The following is a 21,131-nucleotide window of genomic DNA, read 5'->3' on the forward strand; positions in this document are numbered from 1 at the left end:
GGGCCATCTCCCCGAAGGAGCCCCATGGCACTCGTCGCCGGCGTCGACTCGTCGACGCAGTCCTGCAAGATCGTGATCCGGGATGCCGCGACCGGCGCGCTCGTGCGCTCCGGCCGGGCCCCGCATCCCGACGGCACCGAGGTCGATCCGGCCGCCTGGTGGGGCGCCCTTCTCAGCGCGTTCACGGATGCCGGCGGGCTCGACGGCGTCGAGGCGATCTCGATCGGCGGGCAGCAGCACGGCATGGTCGTGCTCGACGCCGAGGGCCGGGTCATCCGCGACGCACTGCTCTGGAACGACACCCGGTCGGCGCAGGCCGCCCGCGACCTGATCGACGAGGTCGGCGCCGACGAGTACGCGCGCCGCACGGGGGTCGTGCCGGTGGCGTCGTTCACGGCGACGAAGCTCCGCTGGCTCCGGGACGCCGAGCCCGATGCCGCAGCGCGCGTCGCGGCGGTGGCGCTCCCCCACGACTGGCTCACGTGGCGCCTGCGCGGCTACGGACCCGCCGACGAGTCACCGCTCGGCCCGGTGCTCGGCGAGCTCACGACCGATCGCTCCGACGCGAGCGGCACGGCGTACTGGGGCGCCGACGGTTACGACCGCGACCTCCTCGTCCGGGCGCTCGGGCACGACGCGATCCTCCCGCGCGTGCTCGGCCCCGGCGAGTCCGCCGGCCGCACGCCCGACGGCATCCTCGTCGGCCCCGGCGCGGGCGACAACGCGGCGGCCGCGCTCGGGCTCGACGCGGCATCCGGCGACGTCGTCGTGTCGATCGGCACGAGCGGCACGGTCTTCGCCGTGACGGATGCCCCCGTCGCCGACGCCTCGGGCACCGTCGCCGGGTTCGCGGATGCCACGGGCCGCTTCCTCCCGCTCATCGCCACCCTGAACGCGGCCCGCGTGCTGGACGCGACGGCGCGCCTGCTCGGCGTCGACCACGCCGAGCTCGGACGGATCGCGCTCGACGGCGAGCCCGGGGCATCCGGCGCCGTGCTCGTGCCGTACTTCGAGGGCGAGCGCACGCCGAACCTGCCCGACGCGACCGCGTCGTTCTCGGGCCTCACGCTCGCGAACACGACGCGGCCATCGATCGCCCGCGCCGCGATCGAGGGCATGCTGTGCGGACTCGCCGACGGGCTCGACGCCGTGCGCGGCCAGGGCGTCGACGCGCAGCGCGTGCTGCTCATCGGCGGCGCGGCCCAGAACCCCGCCGTGCGGCGCGTCGCGGCGCAGGTCTTCGACGTGCCCGTGACGGTGCCCGCGCCGGGCGAGTACGTGGCCGATGGCGCAGCGCGACAGGCGGCGTGGGTGCTCACGGGCGAGCGGCCGTCGTGGCCGGTGGAGACCGCCGAGGAGCTCGCGGCGGACACCCGCGGGGTCATCCGCGAGCAGTACGCGGCGGCGGCCGGGATCGCTGCGGGCTGAGAACGCCGAGGTCAGGGCCACCTTCCAGCCGATCTCGCGGTTCGCGGGCGTAGCATGAAGCCGAGACGTCGCCGTACCACGGCGCCGCCCCGGACCATGAGCGAGGGAGCGATGATGTCAGATTCCACTCCGAACGAGCCCGCCGAGAAGGACGACGAGTCGGTCGACCGCCTCGTCGGCCGCTACACCGAGGTCGACGGCGAGGGACCCGAGGTCCGCGGCGTCGCCGGCGAGTACACCCGCACCGATGGCGTGGCGGACGACGAGTCGGTGGAGGGCGACTACACCTCGACGTCCGAGCATCCCGATGCGGTCGATCCGTCGGAGCGCCACGGCAAGTACATCCGCACCGAGCCCCCGAAGCCGCACCCGGGCAAGCACTCGGTCTGACCGGGGCCCTCAGCCGAGGGTCGCCGGGGCATCCTGCCGCGACGGCGCGAGCGCCAGCTCCACGACGTCGGCGAGTTCCGCCGTGCGTCCCATGGTGCGCGCCTCCGCGAAGCCTGCGGCGTCGGGACCGTCGAGGATGCGCGTGAGGACCTGCTGATGCGGCGAGTACATGCCGGCGACCAGCATGCCCTTGCGCTCCCGGATCGACTCGGCCGCGCCGAGGAACCTGCCGGCCGTCTCGAGGTCGCCCGTGCTCGCGGCGACCGCGAACAGGCCCTCCAGTCCGTACGCCGTCGCGTGCTCGCTCCCGAGCGCGGACGAGAGGAGCACCGCGTCGGCGAAGCACTCGCGGGCGCCGACGATGTCGCCGCCGAGCAGGCGAGCCCATCCCAGCGAGCCGAGCGCGCCCGCCTCGCTCATGCGGTCGTCGTTGCTGCGCGCCACGGCCAGGTTGGCCTCGATGACGTCGCGGGCGGACGCGATGCGACCCCGCAGCAGCTCGATCGAGCCGAGGATGAGGCCCGCGGTCACCCGCCAGAACGGGTTCCCCAACTCGTCCATCAGGCCGATGCACCGCCGGATGGACGTCTCGGCGGCGTCGAGATCGGGGTGCGGCTGCATGAAGCGGCCCATGGCGAGGGATGCGAGCGCGAGCGCCTCGCCGAACTCGTCGCCCTCCGCGGCGAAGCGGCTGACGCACTCCTCGAGGAGCGGGAGGAGCGCCGGATCGGGAGCCTGCTGCGAGGCGGTGGCGCTCGTGACGAACACGGCGATGGTCCGGGAGCGATCGGTCAGGACGACGTCGGGTTCGAGCAGGCGGCCCGTCCAGGTCGCGATCTCGCCGAGCCGGCCCGACGCCCACCAGAACGGCGCGAGCGGCCAGATGAGGTCGAGCACGTCGTCCCACTGCCGGGTCGCGAGCAGGTGCGCGACGGAGTCCCTCAGTCCGTCGGCCTCGTCGGCGAGGCGGGCCATCCACATGCCCTGGCCGGGACGAGTCAACGGCTCGGCCGCCGCCGCCGCGAGCTGCACGTAGAACCTCGCGTGCCGCTCTGCGCAGTCGGCGAGCGCGCCGGATGCCTCCAGCCGGTCCCGCGCGTACTCGCCGACCGTGGCGAGCATCGTGAACCAGGCGCGGTCGTGGCGCACCTCCTGGCGCACGAGGCTGCTGTCGACCAGAGCCGCGAGCGCCTCGATCACGCCGGCGTCGCCGACGACGACCGGGCCCGCGTCACCGCGGAGCCCGTCGGCCATCCACTCGACCGCGTCGAGGGCGAACCCGCCGCGGAACACCCCGAGCCGAAGCAGCAGCTCCCGCTGGTCGCCGGAGAGCAACCGGGCGCTCCACTCGATCGTGGCGCGCATGGTGCGCTGTCGATCGGGGACGTCGCGCGGCCCGTCGACGAGCAGGGGCAGGGCGTGGTCGAGGCGTCCGAGGATCTCCGCGGGCGTGAAGACGCGCACGCGCGCCGCGGCGAGCTCGAGCGCGAGGGGCGAGGAGTCGAGCGCCGCGACGATCGCGGTGATCGCCGCGTCGTTCTCGGGCGTCTCCTCGAGCCCGCGCTTGACGGCGCGGGCGCGCTCCCGGAAGATCTGCTCCGCCGCCGGCCGCGGGAGCGGGCCGAGGTCCACGGCCTGCTCGCCGGCGATCCGCAGCAGCACGCGACTGGTCGCGAGCACCGAGACGTCCGACCCGGCGATGAGCGCGCTCAGTCGCGGCGCGGCATCCACCACCTGCTCGACGTTGTCGAGCACCAGGAGCAGGCGCCGGTCGGCGAGCGCCCGCGGCAGCTTCTCGGCGAGCGGGACGTCGCCGGTGTCGCGGATGCCCAGCGCGAACGCGATGGCTGGAACCACGCGGTCCGCGTCCTGCACGGGCGCGAGGTCCACGAAGACCGTGCCGTCGGGGAACGCACCCTCGACTGCGCGAGCCGCCGCGATGGCGAGCCGGCTCTTGCCGATGCCACCGGGTCCGGTGATCGTCACCAGTCGCGCCGCCTCGGGTCCGAGCATGCGGGTGACGGTCGCGAGCTCGTCGTCGCGCCCGAGCAGGCGGGTGAGTGGTGACGGCAGGCCGACGGGCTCGGGCCCGGCGGTCGGCGGCGCGGCGTCGGGCATCGGCGCGCGCCGGGCCGGATCGGCCGCATCGAACCGCTCGGCGAGGAGGGTGGCGAGGTCGCTCGTGACGAGTCGGGCGAGGTCCTCGGAATCGGTGAACGCGACGTACGACGCCCGGTCGTCCTCGCGGATGCGGGCGAGGAGCTCCTCCAGCCGGGGCTGCCGGCGCTCGGCCTGCTTGAGGTAGATGAGCTTCGGGATGTCCGGAGCCAGGTTCCACTCGTCCTCGAGTCCCGACACCGTCTCCCCCGGCGCGATCCAGCCGTACTGCTCGGCGTAGATGCCGACGAAGATGTCGCTCTGCTCGAGGTACGCCCGATACAGCTCGCGCGGCGGATGCGGCCGCGCCCCGAGCTCGAACATGACCGGCGCCAGGGCGAGCTGCTCGATGGCGGCCCGAACCGCGCGCCTCTCGGGCGCCAGCTCCTTCAGCGTCGAGCTGACGAACACGCGCAGGCGCTGGTCGGGCGTTCGGATGACGCCCTCGGCCCGGTCCATGGTTCACAGTCTCCGCCCGACCGGAGGAATGTGTCCAGATCAGGCCGAGTCGGTCGTCGCGCGCTCCGACGCCGGTTGCGCCAGCGCGAGTGCGACCATGTCGGCGAGGTCGGCGGTGCGGCCCGCCCTGCGTCCCTGCTCGAACGCCTCGGTGCCCGCGGTGCCGCCCGCGACGAGCGCCTGCTCCAGGATCTGGCCGTGCAACGAGAACGTGCCGCCGGTCAGGAGGCCCTTCCGCTCGCGAACGGTCTCGGCGGCCCCGAAGAGCAGGCCCGCCCGCTCGAGGTCGCCGTCGACGGCCGAGACGGCCGACATGGCCTCGAGCCCGTAGGCGAAGCCCTCCTCGTGACCGAACATCGAGGAGATCGTCAGCTGTTCGGTGAAGCAGCCTCGGGCGCCCCGGGCATCCCCGCTGAGCAGACGCTCCCAGCCGAGGTGGTTGAGCGCGATCGCCTCGCCCAGGCGATCGCCGATGCTGCGGGCGATCTCGAGGCTCTCCTCCAGGAGCCCGAAGGCCCGGTTCAGCATCCCGCGAGCCATCGCCGCCCTGGCCAGCATGATGCGCACCATGGTGCGCCCGAACGGATCGCCGAGTTCCTCGACGAGCTCGAGGCTGCGACCGAGCGTCTCCTCGGCCGCCTCCACGTGGGGCGGCGTCGCCGACAGCTGCGCGACGGCGAGCACAACGAGCGACAGGCTCTCTCCCAGCAGGTCGCCCTCGCGGCGGAAGTACTCGGCGCACGCGGCGAGCGCGGGCACGGCATCGTCGTCGGGCGTCTCCCCGTAGCGGATCGAGTGGACGCAGAACTCCGCGATGGTCCTCGTGCGATCGTCGAGGTCGAGGCCGGGCTCGAGGAGTCGCACCATCCAGGTGCGCACCTCGCCGAGCTGTCCGCTCACCCACCAGAACCAGTACAGGTTCCAGCACAGCGACGCGAGGTCCGCGAACTGCCGCGTAGCCGTGAGGTGGTCGACCGCGGCCCGGAGTTCGTCCCGCTCGTCGGCGAGGCGCACCATCAGGTCGAGCTGGCCCTTCCAGGCGGTCCGTCGAGCGGATGCCCCGGCGAGGTCGACGTAGAACCGCGCGTGCCGCTCCTGCATCGCGGCGAGGGTCCCCTGCTCGTCGAGACGCTCACGGCCGTACTCGCGCACCGTCGCGAGCATCGTGTACCAGGCGCGTTCACCGCGATCGCGCTCGCGCACGAGGCTGCCGTCAACGAGGGCGGCGAGGGCATCCACGGCGTCGACGTCGGCGAGGCCGTCGGTCATCCACTCGGCGGCATCCAGCCCGAATCCCGAACGGAAGACGCCGAGCCGGACCAGGAGCTCGCGCTCCTCGGGCCGGAGCAGCTGCGCGCTCCAGTCGATCGTCGCGCGCAGCGTGCGCTGCCGCGCGGGGAGATCCCGAGCGCCGCCGGTCAGGAGCGGCAGCGCACGGTCGAGCCGCTCCTCGAGCGCGGCGGGGGTGAGCAGCCGGAGCCGTGCCGCGGCGAGCTCGAGGGCGAGCGGGGCGCAGTCGAGGGCGGTGCAGATGGCCGCCAGCTGCCCCGCGTTCTCGTCGGTCGGCTCGAAGTCGGGCTTGACGGCCCGCGCACGTTCGACGAGCAGTTCCACGGCCGCCTCGGGCGGAAGCGGCCCGAGCTCCAGGCTGTGCTCGCCCGTGACCCGCAGCAGGATCCGGCTCGTCGCGAGAACCGCGACGGTGGTCGATCCGAGCAGTGCGGCGAGATCGGGCGCCGCGTCCACGACCTGCTCGACGTTGTCGAGCACGAGCAGCGTGCGCCGGTCGGCGAGCGCTCGGCGGAGCTTGTCGCCGATCGGCTCGTCGCCGGTGTCCCGGATCCCGAGCGACGTGGAGATCGTCGTGATCACGAGCCCGGGATCGATCACCGGCGCGAGGTCGACGAACACCACCCCGTCGGGGAACGACGTCTCCACGGCCCGCGCCGCCGCGATCGCGAGCCGGCTCTTGCCGATGCCGCCGGGGCCGGTGAGCGTCACGAGCCGATCGCCGTGGTCCGCCAGCATGCGCGTCAGGGTCGCGAGCTCGGCCTCCCGTCCGAGGAGACGGGTGAGCGGCGACGGCAGGCGCACCGACTCCGTCGACGCGGGCTGCGGCGCGGGTTCGGTGAACGGCACCCGGCGGGGGTCCGCCGCGTCGAAGCGCTCGGCCAGCAACGAGGCCAGGTCGGCGGCGACGAGCTCGGCGAGCTCCGCGGCATCCGCGAACGAGGCGTACGAGGCGCGATCGTCGGCGCGGATGCGCGCGAGCAGCCCCTCGAGCCGGTCGTCGCGGCGCTCGGTGCGCTTGAGGTAGATGAGCTTCGGGATGTCGGGGGCGAGGTTCCACTCGTCCTCGAGGCCCGACACGTCCTCGCCGGGCGCGATCCAGCCGTACTGCTCGCCATAGATGCCGACGAAGATGTCGCTCTGCTCGAGGTACGCGCGGTAGAGCGATCGCGGCGGATGCGGCCGGGCGCCGAGCTCGAACATGACGGGCGCCATGGACAGCCGCTCGATCGCACCCCGGGCCGCGCGCCGCTCGGCCGCCAGCTCCTTCAGCGTCGAGCTGACGAACACCCGAAGGCGCTGGTCGGGCGTTCGGATGCCACCCGCGACCCGGTCCATGCGGCCAGTCTCCTGCCGCCAGACGCCCACTGTCCAGCACGGGCGGTACCCGAGCACGAGGGTGGCGGATGCCCCGTGGCGTCCGCCGAGTCAGGCCAGGGCGAGCTCGACGACGTCGGCGAGGTCCGCCTCGCGACCGCTCCGACGCGCCGCCTCGAACCGCGCCGCGTCCGGTCCGGCGAGCGCCCGCTCGAGGAACGGCTCGTAGAACGACAGCGGCGAGCGCGTGGGCAGGCCCTTGCGCGCACGGATGTCCTCGGCCGCGCCGAGCATCCGGCCGGCGCGCTCGACGTCGTTCGAGGTGGTCGCCACCGCGAACATGCCCTCGAGCGCGTCCGCGAGTCCCTCCTCGTGCCCGATGGTCGACGCGAGCAGGAGCTGCTCCGCGAAGCACTCGCGGGCGCGTCCGGGCTCGTCGCCGACGATGCGGGCCCACCCGAGATGGCTGAGCGAGATCGCCTGTCCGAGCGTGTCGCGGATGCCCCGCGCCACGGCGAGGCTCGTCTCGAACTGCGCGACGGCGTCGTCGACCCGCCCCTGCGCGAGCCAGAGCCGGCCGAGCATCACCCCGACCATGGCACCGCTGAACGCGACGTCGAACTCCTCGGCGAGCTCGAGCGAGCATCGGGCGTTCTCCTCGGCGGCCTCCGGATCGGGCGGCACCTGCGCGAACTGCGCGACGGCGAGCGACGCGCGCGCGAGGGACTCGCCGCGTGCGTCGCCGACTCGGCGGAAGTACTCGACGCAGCGGGCCATGGCCGGCACGACCGACTCGTCCGAGGTGCGCCAGTAGCGGATGGCGTTCATGCAGTACTCCGCGATGACCCGGGACCGCTCGCCGAGCTCGACGCCCGGTTCGAGCAGTCGGGTCATCCACGCCCGGATCTCGCCGGCCCGGCCGCCGCCCCACCAGAACGCGTACAGCGGCCACGCCACCTCGGCGACCTCGTCGACGCGGCCCGTCGCGAAGAGCTGGTCGACGGCCGCCCGCACCTCGTCCTGCTCGTCGAGCAGTCGCGTGACGCGCTCGACCTGTTCTCGCCAGGTCGACGCCGAGTCGGCCGCGACGGCGAGCGCGGCATAGAAGTCGGCGTGCCGCTCCTGCGCCTCGGCCAGCCTTCCACCCTCGGCGAGCCGGTCTCGGCCGTACTCGCGCACGGTGGCCAGCATCGCGAACCAGGCCCTCGACCCGCGATCCTGCTCGCGGACGAGGCTGCCGTCGACGAGTGCGCCCAGCGCCTCGACGGCGTCCGTCCCCTCGAGTCCGTCGGACATCCACTCCGCCGCGTCCAGCCCGAATCCGGACCGGAACACCCCGAGGCGCAGGAGCAGTTCCCGCTCGGGATCCGAGAGCAGCTGCGCACTCCAGTCGATCGTCGCCCGCAGCGTCCGCTGGCGCTCGGGGAGGTCGCGCGCGCCGCCGACGAGCAGGGGCAGCGCATGGTCGAGCCGTTCGACGAGCGCGGCGGGCGTCAGCACCCGCAGGCGAGCGGCGGCGAGCTCGAGCGCGAGCGGGACGTTGTCGAGCGCTTCGCAGATCGCGACGACCTGCCGGGCGTTCTCGTCGGTGAGCTCGAAATCGGGCTTGACCGCCCGGGCCCGCTCGGCGAACAGCTCGGCGGCGTCGGACGACGGGAGCGGGCCGAGTGGCACGTTCTGCTCGCCGCGCACCCTGAGCAGGATGCGACTGGTCGAGAGCACGGACATCGACGAACCCGCGAGCAGGGCACTGAGCTCGGGGGCCGCGTCGACCACCTGCTCGACGTTGTCGAGCACGAGGAGCAGTCGCCGGCGACCCAGCGCCCCTGCGAGCTTCTCCTCGAGCGGCAGGTCACCCGTGTCGCGGATGCCGAGCGCGTTCGCGACCGCGGCGATCACGAGCCCGGCGTCGACCACGGGCGCGAGGTCGACGAACACGACGCCGTCGGGGAACGCCGCTTCCGCCTCCCGTGCCGCCGCCAACGCGAGGCGGCTCTTCCCGATGCCGCCGGGTCCGGTGATGGTCACCAGCCGTCGCTCCTCGTCGGTCAGCATCCCCACGACGGTCGCGAGCTCGGCCTCGCGCCCGACGAGCCGCGTGAGCGGTGACGGAGGTCGAACCGGCTCCGTGGAGAACACCTCCGCGGCGGGCTGGCCGAGTGGCGTCCGCCGGCCGCCCGCGGCGTCGAAGCGCTCGGCGAGCAGCGTCGCGAGGTCGCCGGTGAGGAGATCGGCGAGCTCGGGGGCATCCGTGAACGCGACGTACGAGGCGTCGTCGTCGGCGCGGATCCGCGCGAGGAGCTCCTCGAGCCGCTCCTGGCGGTGCTCGCTGCGCTTGAGGTAGAGCAGCTTCGGGATGTCGGGCGCGAGGTTCCACTCGTCCTCGAGCCCCGACACGTCCTCACCGGGTGCGATCCAGCCGTACTGCTCGCCGTAGATCCCCACGAAGATGTCGCTCTGCCCGAGGTACGCCCGGTACAGCTCGCGCGGCGGATGCGGCCGGGCACCCAGCTCGAACATCACCGGCGCGAGCGCGAGTCGCTCGATCGCCGCCCGCACGGCGCGTCGCTCGGGCGCCAGTTCCTTCAGCGTCGAGCTCACGAACACCCGCAGTCGCTGATCGGGCGTCCGGATGCCTCCGGCGGCCGCGTTCATGCGTCACAGTCTCGCGGCCCGCTCGCGGGGGTGTCCAGCACCGCCGCTCCCCCAGAACGCGGTGCCGCCCCGACTTGCAGGAACTTCCGGGCGACACGCCGCCTCCGCAGGGTCCGTCCACGGCGTGTCGGCCAGAAGTTCCTGCATTCGCACTCGCACGCGGAGCGAGGACCGACGAGGGACCATCCGCGGCGGGGAACCGCCGACGAACCGTCGAGCTCAGCCCTGCGCCCGTGCGAGCTCCGCCCCGGCCGCCTCGAGCCACCGCAGCGGCTCCGCCATCGCGGCCGCGCCGCCGCCGGCGAGGTCGGCGAGGGGAACGGATGCCGCGAATCCGCGCGGCTCGGCCGTGATCGCCCCGGCGACGAGCGCCGTCGGCACCCCGGCGTCGCGCCCGAGCGCGGCCACCACGGTCGGCGCCTTGCCCGCCTCGGACTGCCCGTCGAAGCGGCCCTCCCCCGTGATCACGAGGTCCGCGCCCTGGAGCGCCTCGCGGAGGCCCACGGCCTGCGCGACGAGCGCCGCGCCGCCGCCCATCGATGCGCCCCACGCGAGCAGGCCGAAGCCCGTTCCGCCCGCCGCGCCCGCACCCGGTGCCGCGGCGAACGGCTGCAGCGCCTCGGGCATCAGGTCGGCCAGCCGCGCGAGGTTCGCCTCGAGCACGTCGATGGTCGCGGCATCCGCCCCCTTCTGCGGGCCGAAGACGGCCGCAGCGCCGAGCGGTCCGAGCAGCGGGTTGGTGACGTCGCCGAGGATGACCGCACCGCCGGGCGGCAGCGGCCGAAGCCCCGTGAGGTCGACGCGGTCGAGCATCGCGAGCCCGCGGTTCCCGAGCGGCACCGGTGCGCCCGAGTCGTCGAGGAACCAGGCGCCGAGCACCGTGAGGGCCGCGGTGCCGCCGTCGCTCGAGGCGCTGCCGCCGAGGCCGAGCAGCAGTCGCTCGACGCCGGCGTCGAGCGCCGCCGCGATCGCCTCGCCGAAGCCGGCGCTGTGCGCGTCGAGGGGCTCGAGAGGATCGAGGAGCGTGATGCCCGAGGTCGCGGCGAGCTCGACGACGCCGGTGCCGTCGGGCAGCAGCACCCACGAGGTCGCCACCGGGGCGGTCACGGGTCCGCGGACCTTGATCGGCATGCGCTGCGCGCCGGGCACGGAGGACGCGAACGCGTCGAGCGTGCCCTCGCCGCCGTCGGCCATGGGCCGCTCGACGAGGTCGTCGCCGACCCGCACCGAGCGCCATCCCGCCGCGAGTGCGGCCGCGGCATCCGCTGCCGTCGCCGTGCCCTTGAACGAATCGGGTGCGATGACGACGCGGGTCACGACGCGTCGAAGGTCGGGGCGGGCACGTGCGACAGCCACTGCAGGGCGCGGTCGAGCAGGTCGCGGTGCTCGGCGGACTCGTAGGAGCGCACGTCGTGGCCGAGCGCGTCGTAGACGATCCGCGAGCGGCCGAGCTCGCGAGCCCAGACGAGCGGATGCCGCATGCCGTCCTCCTCGTGCTCGGCGATCGGCTCGACGATGCCGTCGAGCCGCAGGCCCGAGTAGCGCTCGTCGAACACGGTGAAGTCGTCGATCCCCTCGGCGATCACGTGCGTGCCGACGACGTGCACGCGGGCCTCGCCGATCTCGGGATGCCACGAGAACCCCTCGACCCAGCGTCCGCCGAGCGCATGGCCGAAGTCGGGCAGCTCGGGCAGCGTCGAGGCGGCGGCGTGCATCGCCAGGATGCCGATCCCGCGATCGAGCGCCGCCTCGAGTCCGGCGGCGGCCGCGTCGAGCTGGTCGTCGGTGGGCTCGGCCGGCTCGCCGGTGCTTTCGGGCAGCGGCGACTCGGGATCGCCGGCGTTCACGACGAGGAGGTCGGCGTCGCCGAGCGCGGCGAGGCCGGCGAGCAGGTCGTCGCCCACCTCGACGCGGTAGCCCGCGCCCGCGACGATGCCGGCGAGCGCGGCGCTGGTCTCGTCGAAGCGGTGCCAGCGGTCGGCGTAGCGGCCGGAGCCGCTGAGGATCACGGCGCGCATCTCACCTCCTCCGCTCTCGCGTGCATCGTAGCCCCGCCCGGCCTCCGCCGTCATCGCTCGAGCACCAGCGCCCAGTCCCAGGCGGCGAGCCGCACGCCACCGATCCGCTCGCCCGTGACCGCGTCGACGCCCGCGACGGGAACGTCGACCGGGTCGCCGCCGTGGTTGATCACGGTGACGAGGTCACCCCGTCGCGCGGCTTCGACGTGCTCGGGCAGGCCGGCGACGACGGGCTCGACGCCGGCGTCGGCGAGCACGTGGTCGACCACGGCCTGCACGCCATCCTCGTCGGGCACGGTGGCGAGGTAGCGTGCGGTGCCGCGGCCGGCGGCGCGCCGCGTGAGGGCCGGATGCCCCGCCAGGCGTCCACTCGTGAATGCGGCCTCCGCCGCGGCATCCGTGCCCGCGATCACGTGCAGCTCCTCGGCGACGAGCGTGCCGACCACGTCGGCGCCGCCGGCGATCCCGGACCCGGCGAAGCGCGCCTCACGCTGGCCGGGCGCTCCGGCATGGGCATCCGGAGCGACGAGCGCGCCGAAGTCCTCGAGGCGGATGCCGAGGAGCGGACCGAGCTGCGTGAGGAACCCGCCCTCGCGGAACCGGTCGTCGGCGTCGACCACGTCGGTGAACGGGCCGGCGAGCAGGTGGCCGCCACCCTCGACGAACCCGCGGAGCGCGGCGGCGCCCTCGTCGCGCAGCAGGTACGCGAGCGGGGCGATCGCGAGCGCGTACCGGTCGTCGACCCGCTCGGGCGCGACCAGGTCGACCTGGACGTGGCGGCGATGCAGCGCGCGGTACCAGCGCTGCACGACGGCGAGGTAGTCGAGCGCGTTCTGCGGGTGGTCGGTTCCCTCGATCGCCCACCAGTTCTCCCAGTCGAACACGAGCGCCACACGGGCGTCGCGGGGTCCGGCGGGAAGCGTGGGCAGCTTCGCCAGCTGCTCGCCGAAGGCGACGACCTCGCGCCAGGTGCGCGTGTCGGTGCCGGCGTGCGGCAGCAGCGCCGAGTGGAACTTCTCAGCGCCCGAGCGCGACTGCCGCCACTGGAAGAACAGGATGCCGTCGGCGCCGCGTCCGATCGCCTGGGCGCTGAGCGCCGCCATCTGGCCCGGGGCCTTCGGCGCGTTCCACGGGCGCCAGTTCACGGCGTTCGTGGCCTGCTCCATGAGGATCCACGGCACGTCGGGCTTCAGCGACCGCACGAGGTCGCGCTGGAACGCCGCGGCGCGGAACGACTCGGGGTCGTTCGGATCGGGGTAGGCGTCGTCGCTCACGAGGTCGACGTGCTCGGCCCACTTCGCGTAGTCGGCGGGCTTGAACGGGCCCATGAAGTTCGTGGTGATCGGCTGCGTCGCGCCCGCCGCCCGGATGAGGTCGCGCTCCATGAGGTAGCACTCGAGCAGCATGTCGCTCGTGAACCGGCGATAGTCCAGCATCTGCGTCGGATTCGGGCTGTAGGGCGCCTTGCGCGGCGGGAGCACCTCCTCGAACGACGCGTAGCGCTGCGACCAGAAGTCCGTGCCCCAGGCCGCGTTGAGCGCGTCGACCGTCCCGTAGCGATCGGCCAGCCAGCGCCGGAACGCGTCGCGCGCGGCATCCGAGAAGTCCATGTTCAGGTGGCAGCCGTACTCGTTGTTGACGTGCCACATGACGACGGCCGGATGCTGCGCGTACCGCGCCGCGAGTGCGGCCACGAGCTCGCCCGCGAGCCGCCGGTACACGGGCGACGACGGCGCGAACTGCTGCCGGCTGCCCGGCCAGTACGTGGCGCCGTTCTCGTCCTGCGGCAGCATCTCGGGATGGGCGGCGGTCGCCCACGGCGGCGGCGACGCGGTGGCGGTCGCGAGGTCGACCGCGATGCCGCCCTCGTGCAGCAGGTCGATCACGCGGTCGAGCCACTCGAAGTCGAACTCGCCCTCGCGCGGCTGGATGCGCGACCACGAGAAGATCCCGAGGCTGACCATGGTGACCCCCGCCTCGCGCATGCGCGCGACATCCTCGGGCCAAACGTCGTCCGGCCACTGGTCGGGGTTGTAGTCGGCGCCGTAATGCACGGGTGATCCTCCATTCGCTCGGAAAGCGTATTCCCAGTCTAGCGCCGCGGTCCGCGGCTCGCGCCGCAGCGCCGTGGTCCGCGAGTGGGCGATGTTGGCGGGTTCGTGGATCGAGCGGGCGCCGACATCGCCCACTCGATCATGCTGGCGCCCGGCTCAGTCGAAGACCGAGGGAGAGCGACCGGATCGTCGAAATGTCCATGCGGGCGAAGCGATCCGCTATGGGGCACGCGTCGGCGTCGGCGTAGCGTCGCCTCCGCACCGCATCTCCCAATGCAAAGGAGCATCCCCATGCCACAGCGTGCCCACCGGCGCCTCCGGACCTCCGCGATCCTCGCGGGCGCCGTCGTCGCCACCCTCGCCCTCGCCTCGTGCTCGAGCGGCGACACCCCCTCCGCGGACGGACCCGTGGAGCTCACGTTCCAGTCCTGGGTCCCGAACATCGACCAGGCCGTCGATGCCTTCAACGAGGCCCACGACGACATCCACGTCACCCTCGAGACGATCACCGCGGGCCCCGACGGCGGCTACGCGAAGATGCTCTCGGCCGTGCAGGCGGGCAACCCGGCGGATGTCGCGCAGGTCGGCTACGACGCCATCCCCGACTTCCTCGTGAACGACGCGCTCGAGGACATCACCGACTACGTCGCCGACGACGCCGACCGGTTCACCGAGTGGCAGTGGGAGACGGGTGTGTTCGACGACCGCGTCTACTCGATCCCGCAGGCGTCGGGCCCGCTGGGGCAGTTCTACCGCAAGGACATCTTCGACTCGCTCGGCCTCGCCGCGCCCACGACGTGGGAGGAGTACTACGAGGCGGCCAAGGCCATCCACGCCTCCGACCCGAACCGCTACATCGCGGCGTTCGCGTTCAACCAGGCGCCGTGGCTCATCGGCCTGTCGCAGCAGGGCGGCGGCGAGTGGTTCTCGACCGAGGGCGACTCGTGGAAGGTGGCGATCGACGACGAAGCGACGCTCAAGGTCGCCGAGTTCTGGCAGCGACTCATCGACGAGGGCCTCGTGAAGATCGAGGCCGACTTCTCGAGCGAGTGGAACGCCGACATGCAGAACGGCAACGTCGCGTCGTGGATCTCGGGCTCGTGGGCCGACGCGATCGTGCGCGGCACGGCCCCCGACACCGCGGGCAACTGGGCGGTCGCCCCGATGCCGCAGTGGTCCGACGGCGAGACCGTGTCGGCCACGTGGGCCGGCGGCTCGGCGAACGTCGTGCTGAAGGGCTCGAAGCACCCGGAGGAGGCGGCCGAGTTCGCCCTCTGGCTGAACAGCGAGCCCGAGAGCGTGAGCATCCTCACGAGCGTCGGCGCCGGCTGGCCGTCGATCACGGACCTCGAGTCCATCGACAGCCTGCAGGACGACCCCGAGGTCTTCGCCTTCTACGGCGGCCAGGACATCTGGGACGTCTTCGCCGAGTCGGATGCCGCGGTCGCCGCGACCTGGAAGTGGCCGCCGCTCTCGCAGACGCTCTTCGCCTCGCTCACCGACAACGTGAAGGCGGCCGTCGAAGCCGGCACGCCGCTCACCGAGGCGTACACCGCCACGCAGGCGGACTTCGTCGCCGCACTCCAGGACAAGGGCATCTCGGTCGCCGAGTGACCCTCGGGCGGCCCGGCACGCGCCGGGCCGCCCGTCGTCGTCGCCCGACCGACCCCCCGAACCTCGCTCGCCGCCCGGCATCCGATCGTCCATCCCCCGAGGAGCCCCACCGTGACCGCCAGCACGCTCGCACCCGTCCGACGCAGCAGATCGCGCCCGCCTGCCGCGCTGTGGGTGCTGCTCGTGCCGTTCCTCGTCATGTTCGCGCTGTTCTTCGTCGCCCCGATCGTCTTCGCCGTCGTCGACAGCCTCTTCGCGCAGAAGTCGAGCGGACTCGGGCTCACCGCTCCCACGCGCGAGTTCGTGTTCCTCGACAACTACGTCGCGGCGCTCTCGAGCCCCGCGTTCCTCGCCAGCCTCGGCCGGCTCGTGGCGTTCTCCGCCATCGAGGTGCCGCTCATGGTGGTCACCGCCCTCGCCCTCGCCCTGCTGCTCGGCGCAACGGCCGCCCGATTCCCCCGACTCTTCCGGGTCACCTACTTCATGCCCTACGGCGTTCCGGGGGTGATCGCGGCGCTGCTCTGGGGCTTCCTCTACATCCCGGCGACGAGCCCCGTGCTCCAGCTCCTCGGGGCGGTCGGGATCGATGCGAACCCGCTGTCGAGCGACGCCGTGCTCTTCGCGATCGCGAACATCGCCCTCTGGGGGTTCGCGGGCTACAACATGCTCATCCTCATCGCGGCGCTGGACGCGATCCCGTCCGACCTCTACGAGGCGGCCCGCCTGGACGGCGCCGGCGAATGGCGCGTGATCTGGCACATCAAGTTGCCGCTCATCCGCCCGTCGATCGTGCTCATCACGCTGTTCACGATCATCGGCACCCTCCAGCTGTTCGTCGAGCCGTTGGTGCTGCGCCCCCTCACGACCGCGATCAGCTCCGACTACACGCCCAACCTCGCCGCGTACAACCAGGCGTTCACGCAGGGCAACCCGAACCTCGCCGCGGCGATGGCGGTGATCGTGGCGCTGCTCGCGTTCGCGTTCTCCGCCCTGTTCCTCCGCATCGTCAATCGGAAGGGGAACCGCGCATGGTGACCACCGAAGCGCCCGCGCCCCCCGCGGCACGCACGTCCCGCCCCCAGCCCACGTCGCCGACGACCCACCTCGCGCGCCCCGGCCGCCCGGGCGGCACGGCCGGCGCGGTGCTCGTCAACGCGGCGCTCGTCGCGGCCTCCGTCTACTTCCTGCTGCCCATCGCCTGGGTGCTCATCGCGGCGACCAAGTCGCCCGGCGACCTCTACTCGACGTTCGGCCTCTGGTTCTCCGACAGCCCGCAGGCGTGGGAGAACCTCGTCGCCCTGTTCACGCAGGACGGCGGGGCGTTCTCGATCTGGATCCTGAACAGCATCCTGTACTCGGGCGTCGGGGCCCTGGTCGCGACCGTGATCTCGGTCGGCGCCGGCTACGCCTTCGCGAAGTACGCCTTCCCGGCCAAGGAGGCCCTGTTCTGGACGATCCTCGGCGGCGTGCTCGTGCCCGCCACCGTGATCGCGCTGCCGCTCTACTTCCTGCTGAACGCGGTCGGCCTCACGGGCTCGTACTGGAGCGTGCTGCTGCCCTGCATGGTCAGCCCGTTCGGCGTCTACCTCGCGCGCATCCACGCGAACGCGTCGGTGCCCGACGAGGTGATCGAGGCGGCGCGCATCGACGGCGCCGGCGACCTGCGCATCTTCGGCTCGATCGCGACCCGCATGATGACGCCGGCGATCGTGACGATCTTCCTGTTCCAGTTCGTGACGATCTGGAACAACTACCTGCTGCCGCTCGTCATGCTCAATGACCCGAAGCGGTTCCCGATCACGCTCGGCCTGACGCTCTGGAACTCGCAGACGCAGCGCGACCCCGCGTTCACGACGCTCGTGGTGACCGGTTCGGCCGTCTCGGTCATCCTGCTCGTCGTGCTCATGGTCTCGCTCCAGCGCTTCTGGAAGGCCGACCTGACCGCGGGGGCCACCAAGGGCTGAGCGGATGCCGCGCCGACGTCCTCCTCGCTGAAGTCGGTCTTCGCCGCGGCATCCGCCCCGCTCACCCGAGCACGCGGCGGACCCAGGCCTCGCGCGTCGCCACCGCGGTGCGCGAGACGGCCGCACCGGGCACCACGTTCTGGAACCCGTGGAAGCCGCCGGGCCACACGTGCAGCTCCGCACTGCCGCCCGCGGCCCAGATCCGGCTCGCGTAGGCGACGACCTCGTCGCGGAACACCTCGACGCCGCCCACCTCGAGGTACGTCGGCGGCAGCCCCGAGAGGTCGGCCATGCGTGCCGGCGCCGAGTACGGCGAGACGTCGTCCGTGCCGCGGCGATCGCCGAGCAGCGCCGTCCAGCCGGTGACGTCGCTCGTGCGGTCCCAGATGCCGACGCCGTCGACCTGCCGCGCTGAGGCGGTCGCGACCCGGTCGTCGAGCATCGGCCACATGAGCAGCTGCGCCAGCGGCATCCGCCCGCCCCGGTCGCGCGCGAGCAGCGTGGCGCCCGCACTGAGGCCGCCGCCCGCGCTCTGGCCGCCGATGAGCACGCGCGCGGGATCGAAGCCGAACTCGTCGGCGTGGTCGGTGAACCACGTCCATCCGGCGTAGGTGTCCTCGAGCGGCGCCGGGTCGGGAGCGTCGGGAGCCAGACGGTACTCGACCGCGGCCACGACGGCGTCGTGCTCGAGCACGTGGTCGACGAGCATGGCGCCGAGCGACCAGCGGGTACCGGCGACCAGGCCCCCGCCGTGCACGAAGTAGGCGCCCGGATGCCCCGAGCCCGCGTGGTCGGTCCGGCGCAGCACCGAGACGGCGACCTCCGTGCCGTCGGCGCTCGCCACGGCGTGGTCGCTCACCTCGACCGGCCGCCCCGCGATCACGTCGGCGATCGGGGGCGGCGACGAGAGCGCCGCGCGGAACTCGGCGATCCCGGCGGGCTCGAGCGTCGTGAAGAACGCCGGAAGCGCGGCGAGCGCCGGTCCGAGCTCGGGGTCGAACGGCGGGCGGACGGGTGCGGTCATCTCGATCCTCCGATGCGGACGGTGCCGGTCAGGGGCTCACGGCGGCGGTGGTGCGGGTGGGTGGTCAGGCGGGCGCCTCCGTGCGCTGCAGCGCGAGGTACTGGTGCACGAACGCGATCGCCATGCCGCCCTCCCCGACGCCGGCGGCGACGCGCTTCACGGAGCCCGAGCGCACGTCGCCCACGGCGAAGATGCCGGGGGTGCTCGTCTCGAGCGCGAACGGACGACGGTCGGCGGTCCACTCGGCGGTGGCCGCGGCATCCGCCCCCGTGAGGATGAACCCGTGCTCGTCGCGGGCGATGTCGTGCGGCAGCCAGCCCGTGACGGCATCGGCGCCGATCATCACGAACACGACGGCGAAGTCCCGACCGCTGACCGTGCCGGTCTCCCGATCGACGACGTCGACGGCGTCGAGACTGCGGTCGCCGTGCAGGTCGACGACCTCGCGGCGGGTCTCGACGCGGATGCCGGCGTTCGCGCCGATCTGGTCGATGAGGTACCGCGACATGCTCGCCTCGAGCGACGGCCCGCGCACCAGCATCGTGACCGACCGGGCGTGCCGCGAGAAGAAGATCGCCGCCTGGCCGGCCGAATTGCCCGCGCCGATGATGCAGACGTCGGCGCCCTTCGCGATCGCCGCGTCGCTGCGGGCGGCGCCGTAGTAGACGCCGTTGCCGAGGAACCGCTCGACGGCCGGCACGGGCAGCGTGCGCCATTCGACGCCGGTCGCGGCGATGACCACGGGTGCACGGAGCGTCTCGCCGCCATCGAGCACGATCTCGTGCCGGTCGCCGTGGGGACGGATCGCCTCCACGGTTCGCGTGACGACGATCTCGGCCCCGAGGCGCTTCGCCTGCTTGAGGGCCCGGCTGGCCAGCTCGTCGCCCGAGATGCCGAACGGGAATCCGGTGTAGTTCTCGATCCGCGTCGACGTGCCCGCCTGTCCGCCCGGCGCGAGCGACTCGATGACCACGGTGCGCAGGCCCTCGGCCGCGCCGTTCACGGCCGCGGTGAGCCCGGCCGGCCCGGCGCCGAGGATGACGACGTCGTAGTCGGTCGCCGACGGCTCGACGTCGAGTCCGGCCGCGACCGCCACCTCGCGCATCGACGGTGCTGCGAATCGGGAGCCGTCGGCCCGCTCGAGCACCGGGTACGTCTCGCCCGCGACGGCGGCGTCGAGGGTCACCCGCTCGAAGGCGACCTGGTTGCGGGTGAGGAACGTCGCGACCTGGTGCGTGCCCGCGTCGAGGCGCGGTCCGATGAGGCGGAGGTCGGTCTCGGGCTGCTCGGCCGCGAGCTCCTGCAGCGAGTCGAGGTAGCGGCGCGCGAGCCCGGCGACCCGGGCCGGGATCGACGGCGCCATCACGGCCAGCGTGTAGAAGGCCGTCACGTCGAGCTTCAGGATGCGCGACGCCTCGGCCGCCCGACCCGACGCGGGGAACGGCGTGCTCAGCGTCATGGGCACCTCACCGAAGAAGCGGCCCGGCGCCCGTACGCCGATCACGCGCTCCTCGCCGTTGACCACCTTCGTGATCTCGGCACCGCCCTCGACCACGACGAACAGCGCGCGCTCGTCGCCCTCGTGCGCGAAGTACTCCCCCGGCACGAGGTGGATGTCCTCGACCGCCCCGACGAGGTACTCGAGCGCCTCCTGCGGCAGGGGCGCGAAGATGCGGATGCCGCGGAGCTCGTCGACCGTGATCATGCGCCGGGCGCTCCGATGGGTATCCGGCTCGTCGAGGCATCCGCGGTTCGCACCTTGCGAACCTAACCGCGGCGGGTGTCGCGGTCAACGATCGGCGTGACCCCAGTCCGCGCGCCGGGTCAGCCCTTGCGCTGCACGCGGTACTCGGTGGGGCTCATCCCGTGCACCCGGCTGAATTGCCGCGAGAAGTAGAACGGGTCGGCGTAGCCGACCTCGCGGCCGACCTCGGAGACGTGCAGGTCGGTGGTGTCGAGGAGCCGCCGCGCCCGCGCCATCTTGAGTCCGGTGTGGTACGCCAGCACGCCCCCGCCCGTGGCGTCACGGAAGAGGGCCCCGAGGTGCGAGGTCGAGACGCCGACGAGTCGGGCGAGGTCCGAGACGCGGATGCCGCCGTCGACGCGCTCCTCCAGGTAGCGCATCGCCCGTTCGAGCGGTTCCCCCTGCTCGGGGAGCCGGCGATCGACGGCGAGCTGCGTCATCAGTCGCCACGCGATGCCCGCGGTGGCCAGCAGACGCGCCGGGGACTGGTCGCGCTCGAGCGCCGAGACGATCTCGTCGAGGAGCACGGTCACCCGGTCGACGGCACGCAACGACACGAGCGGCCGGTCGGCGTCGGCGCCGATCGCGCTCCAGAGGTCGGCCAGGTCGCTGCCGCGCAGGTGGCACCACCAGATCGTCCATGGCTCGTCGTCATCGGCGCCGTAGGAGTGCGGCACGCGCGGCGGGATCAGCACGGCGGTCGACGGGGTGACCCGCACCCGTGTGCCGTCGACGTCGACCCAGCCGCCGCCCGCCACGCACACGATGACGATCGCCTCCTCGGCACCACCCGGCCTGATGCGGAGATGCCGATGGGCGCGGGGGAACCACCCGGCATCCGTGACCATCAGCCGGCGGGTCACCGGGCGGGCCAGTGCCTCGGCGACGGCCGGGCGGGGAACCACGCTCAGCCGCTGGTTCGCGAATCCTTCGCGGCGCTCCATGCGACCATGATGGCACGGGCGTCGAAACGTCCATGCACGACCCTCGATCGACCATGTGCCGGCCCGCACGCGC

At 73.2% G+C, this 21,131-nt stretch carries 14 protein-coding genes; 5 read left to right on the forward strand and 9 right to left on the reverse strand.

All coding sequences use genetic code 11. The features are described from left to right. Window positions 1–24 precede the first annotated feature (24 nt). Together xylB and ACWGO8_RS02995 are read left to right on the forward strand one after the other, a co-directional pair. Entirely contained in the window at window positions 25–1,428 is a 1,404-nt protein-coding gene (gene xylB, locus ACWGO8_RS02990; RefSeq protein ID WP_452041650.1) for a xylulokinase, read from the forward strand. Window positions 1,429–1,542: 114 nt separating this feature from the next. Beyond that, window positions 1,543–1,818 (forward strand): hypothetical protein, encoded by a 276-nt coding sequence (locus ACWGO8_RS02995; protein ID WP_452041651.1) that lies wholly within the window; start codon window positions 1,543–1,545, stop codon window positions 1,816–1,818. A gap of 9 nt (window positions 1,819–1,827) precedes the next feature. Here the strand turns inward: ACWGO8_RS02995 and ACWGO8_RS03000 are convergent, their stop codons facing one another. The 6 genes from ACWGO8_RS03000 to ACWGO8_RS03025 form a co-directional block, all read right to left on the reverse strand. Beyond that, on the reverse strand, window positions 1,828–4,434 hold the full coding sequence (locus ACWGO8_RS03000; protein WP_452041652.1) for a DUF4062 domain-containing protein: 2,607 nt from the start codon (window positions 4,432–4,434) through the stop codon (window positions 1,828–1,830). Window positions 4,435–4,473: 39 nt separating this feature from the next. Next, on the reverse strand, window positions 4,474–7,062 hold the full coding sequence (locus ACWGO8_RS03005) for a DUF4062 domain-containing protein (protein WP_452041653.1): 2,589 nt from the start codon (window positions 7,060–7,062) through the stop codon (window positions 4,474–4,476). 90 nt (window positions 7,063–7,152) lie between these two features. Next, a complete protein-coding gene (locus tag ACWGO8_RS03010; protein WP_452041654.1) occupies window positions 7,153–9,696 on the reverse strand; it encodes an ATP-binding protein in 2,544 nt (847 codons plus the stop codon). A gap of 219 nt (window positions 9,697–9,915) precedes the next feature. Beyond that, a complete protein-coding gene (locus ACWGO8_RS03015) occupies window positions 9,916–11,013 on the reverse strand; it encodes a glycerate kinase (protein ID WP_452043509.1) in 1,098 nt (365 codons plus the stop codon). Next, entirely contained in the window at window positions 11,010–11,714 is a 705-nt protein-coding gene (locus ACWGO8_RS03020; RefSeq protein ID WP_452041655.1) for a ThuA domain-containing protein, read from the reverse strand. Before ACWGO8_RS03020 ends, ACWGO8_RS03015 begins: the two co-directional genes overlap by 4 nt. A 50-nt stretch (window positions 11,715–11,764) precedes the next feature. Next, window positions 11,765–13,768 carry a beta-galactosidase gene (locus ACWGO8_RS03025; RefSeq protein WP_452041656.1) on the reverse strand — a complete coding sequence of 668 codons (2,004 nt, stop codon included), beginning with the start codon at window positions 13,766–13,768 and terminating at the stop codon, window positions 11,765–11,767. A 291-nt stretch (window positions 13,769–14,059) separates the two neighbouring features. Between ACWGO8_RS03025 and ACWGO8_RS03030 the strand changes: the two genes are divergently transcribed. The 3 genes from ACWGO8_RS03030 to ACWGO8_RS03040 all read left to right on the forward strand — a co-directional run bounded on the left by ACWGO8_RS03030 (window position 14,060) and on the right by ACWGO8_RS03040 (window position 17,346). Continuing rightward, window positions 14,060–15,382: an ABC transporter substrate-binding protein gene (locus ACWGO8_RS03030; RefSeq protein WP_452041657.1), complete on the forward strand. Its 1,323-nt coding sequence runs from the start codon at window positions 14,060–14,062 to the stop codon at window positions 15,380–15,382. Window positions 15,383–15,493: 111 nt separating this feature from the next. Beyond that, a complete protein-coding gene (locus ACWGO8_RS03035; protein WP_452041658.1) occupies window positions 15,494–16,417 on the forward strand; it encodes a carbohydrate ABC transporter permease in 924 nt (307 codons plus the stop codon). Beyond that, window positions 16,411–17,346 (forward strand): carbohydrate ABC transporter permease, encoded by a 936-nt coding sequence (locus ACWGO8_RS03040; RefSeq protein ID WP_452041659.1) that lies wholly within the window; start codon window positions 16,411–16,413, stop codon window positions 17,344–17,346. The genes ACWGO8_RS03035 and ACWGO8_RS03040 overlap by 7 nt, the downstream gene beginning before the upstream one ends. 61 nt (window positions 17,347–17,407) lie before the next feature. On the opposite strand, the gene ACWGO8_RS03045 is transcribed toward ACWGO8_RS03040, so the two are convergent. The 3 genes from ACWGO8_RS03045 to ACWGO8_RS03055 form a co-directional block, all read right to left on the reverse strand. Further along, the gene (locus tag ACWGO8_RS03045) at window positions 17,408–18,370 is read right to left on the reverse strand and encodes an alpha/beta hydrolase (RefSeq protein WP_452041660.1); all 963 of its coding nucleotides are present in this window, start codon (window positions 18,368–18,370) and stop codon (window positions 17,408–17,410) included. 64 nt (window positions 18,371–18,434) lie between these two features. Further along, complete coding sequence (locus tag ACWGO8_RS03050; protein WP_452041661.1) at window positions 18,435–20,075, reverse strand: FAD-dependent oxidoreductase; 1,641 nt, start codon at window positions 20,073–20,075, stop codon at window positions 18,435–18,437. A 119-nt stretch (window positions 20,076–20,194) separates the two neighbouring features. After that, window positions 20,195–21,058, reverse strand: coding sequence for an AraC family transcriptional regulator (locus tag ACWGO8_RS03055; protein WP_452041662.1), 864 nt, complete (start codon window positions 21,056–21,058; stop codon window positions 20,195–20,197). Window positions 21,059–21,131 lie beyond the last annotated feature (73 nt).

The sequence above is a fragment of the Agromyces sp. NPDC055661 genome (assembly GCF_053618135.1).

What these genes read in the sequence shown, in the direction of transcription:
- ACWGO8_RS03020 (WP_452041655.1), bottom strand. Translation starts at nt 11,714, where the DNA reads ATGCGCGCCGTGATCCTCAGCGGCTCCGGCCGCTACGCCGACCGCTGG.
- ACWGO8_RS03045 (WP_452041660.1), bottom strand. Translation starts at nt 18,370, where the DNA reads ATGACCGCACCCGTCCGCCCGCCGTTCGACCCCGAGCTCGGACCGGCG.
- ACWGO8_RS03050 (WP_452041661.1), bottom strand. Translation starts at nt 20,075, where the DNA reads ATGATCACGGTCGACGAGCTCCGCGGCATCCGCATCTTCGCGCCCCTG.
- ACWGO8_RS03010 (WP_452041654.1), bottom strand. Translation starts at nt 9,696, where the DNA reads ATGAACGCGGCCGCCGGAGGCATCCGGACGCCCGATCAGCGACTGCGG.
- ACWGO8_RS03055 (WP_452041662.1), bottom strand. Translation starts at nt 21,058, where the DNA reads ATGGAGCGCCGCGAAGGATTCGCGAACCAGCGGCTGAGCGTGGTTCCC.
- ACWGO8_RS03040 (WP_452041659.1), top strand. Translation starts at nt 16,411, where the DNA reads ATGGTGACCACCGAAGCGCCCGCGCCCCCCGCGGCACGCACGTCCCGC.
- ACWGO8_RS03030 (WP_452041657.1), top strand. Translation starts at nt 14,060, where the DNA reads ATGCCACAGCGTGCCCACCGGCGCCTCCGGACCTCCGCGATCCTCGCG.
- ACWGO8_RS03000 (WP_452041652.1), bottom strand. Translation starts at nt 4,434, where the DNA reads ATGGACCGGGCCGAGGGCGTCATCCGAACGCCCGACCAGCGCCTGCGC.
- ACWGO8_RS03005 (WP_452041653.1), bottom strand. Translation starts at nt 7,062, where the DNA reads ATGGACCGGGTCGCGGGTGGCATCCGAACGCCCGACCAGCGCCTTCGG.
- xylB (WP_452041650.1), top strand. Translation starts at nt 25, where the DNA reads ATGGCACTCGTCGCCGGCGTCGACTCGTCGACGCAGTCCTGCAAGATC.
- ACWGO8_RS02995 (WP_452041651.1), top strand. Translation starts at nt 1,543, where the DNA reads ATGTCAGATTCCACTCCGAACGAGCCCGCCGAGAAGGACGACGAGTCG.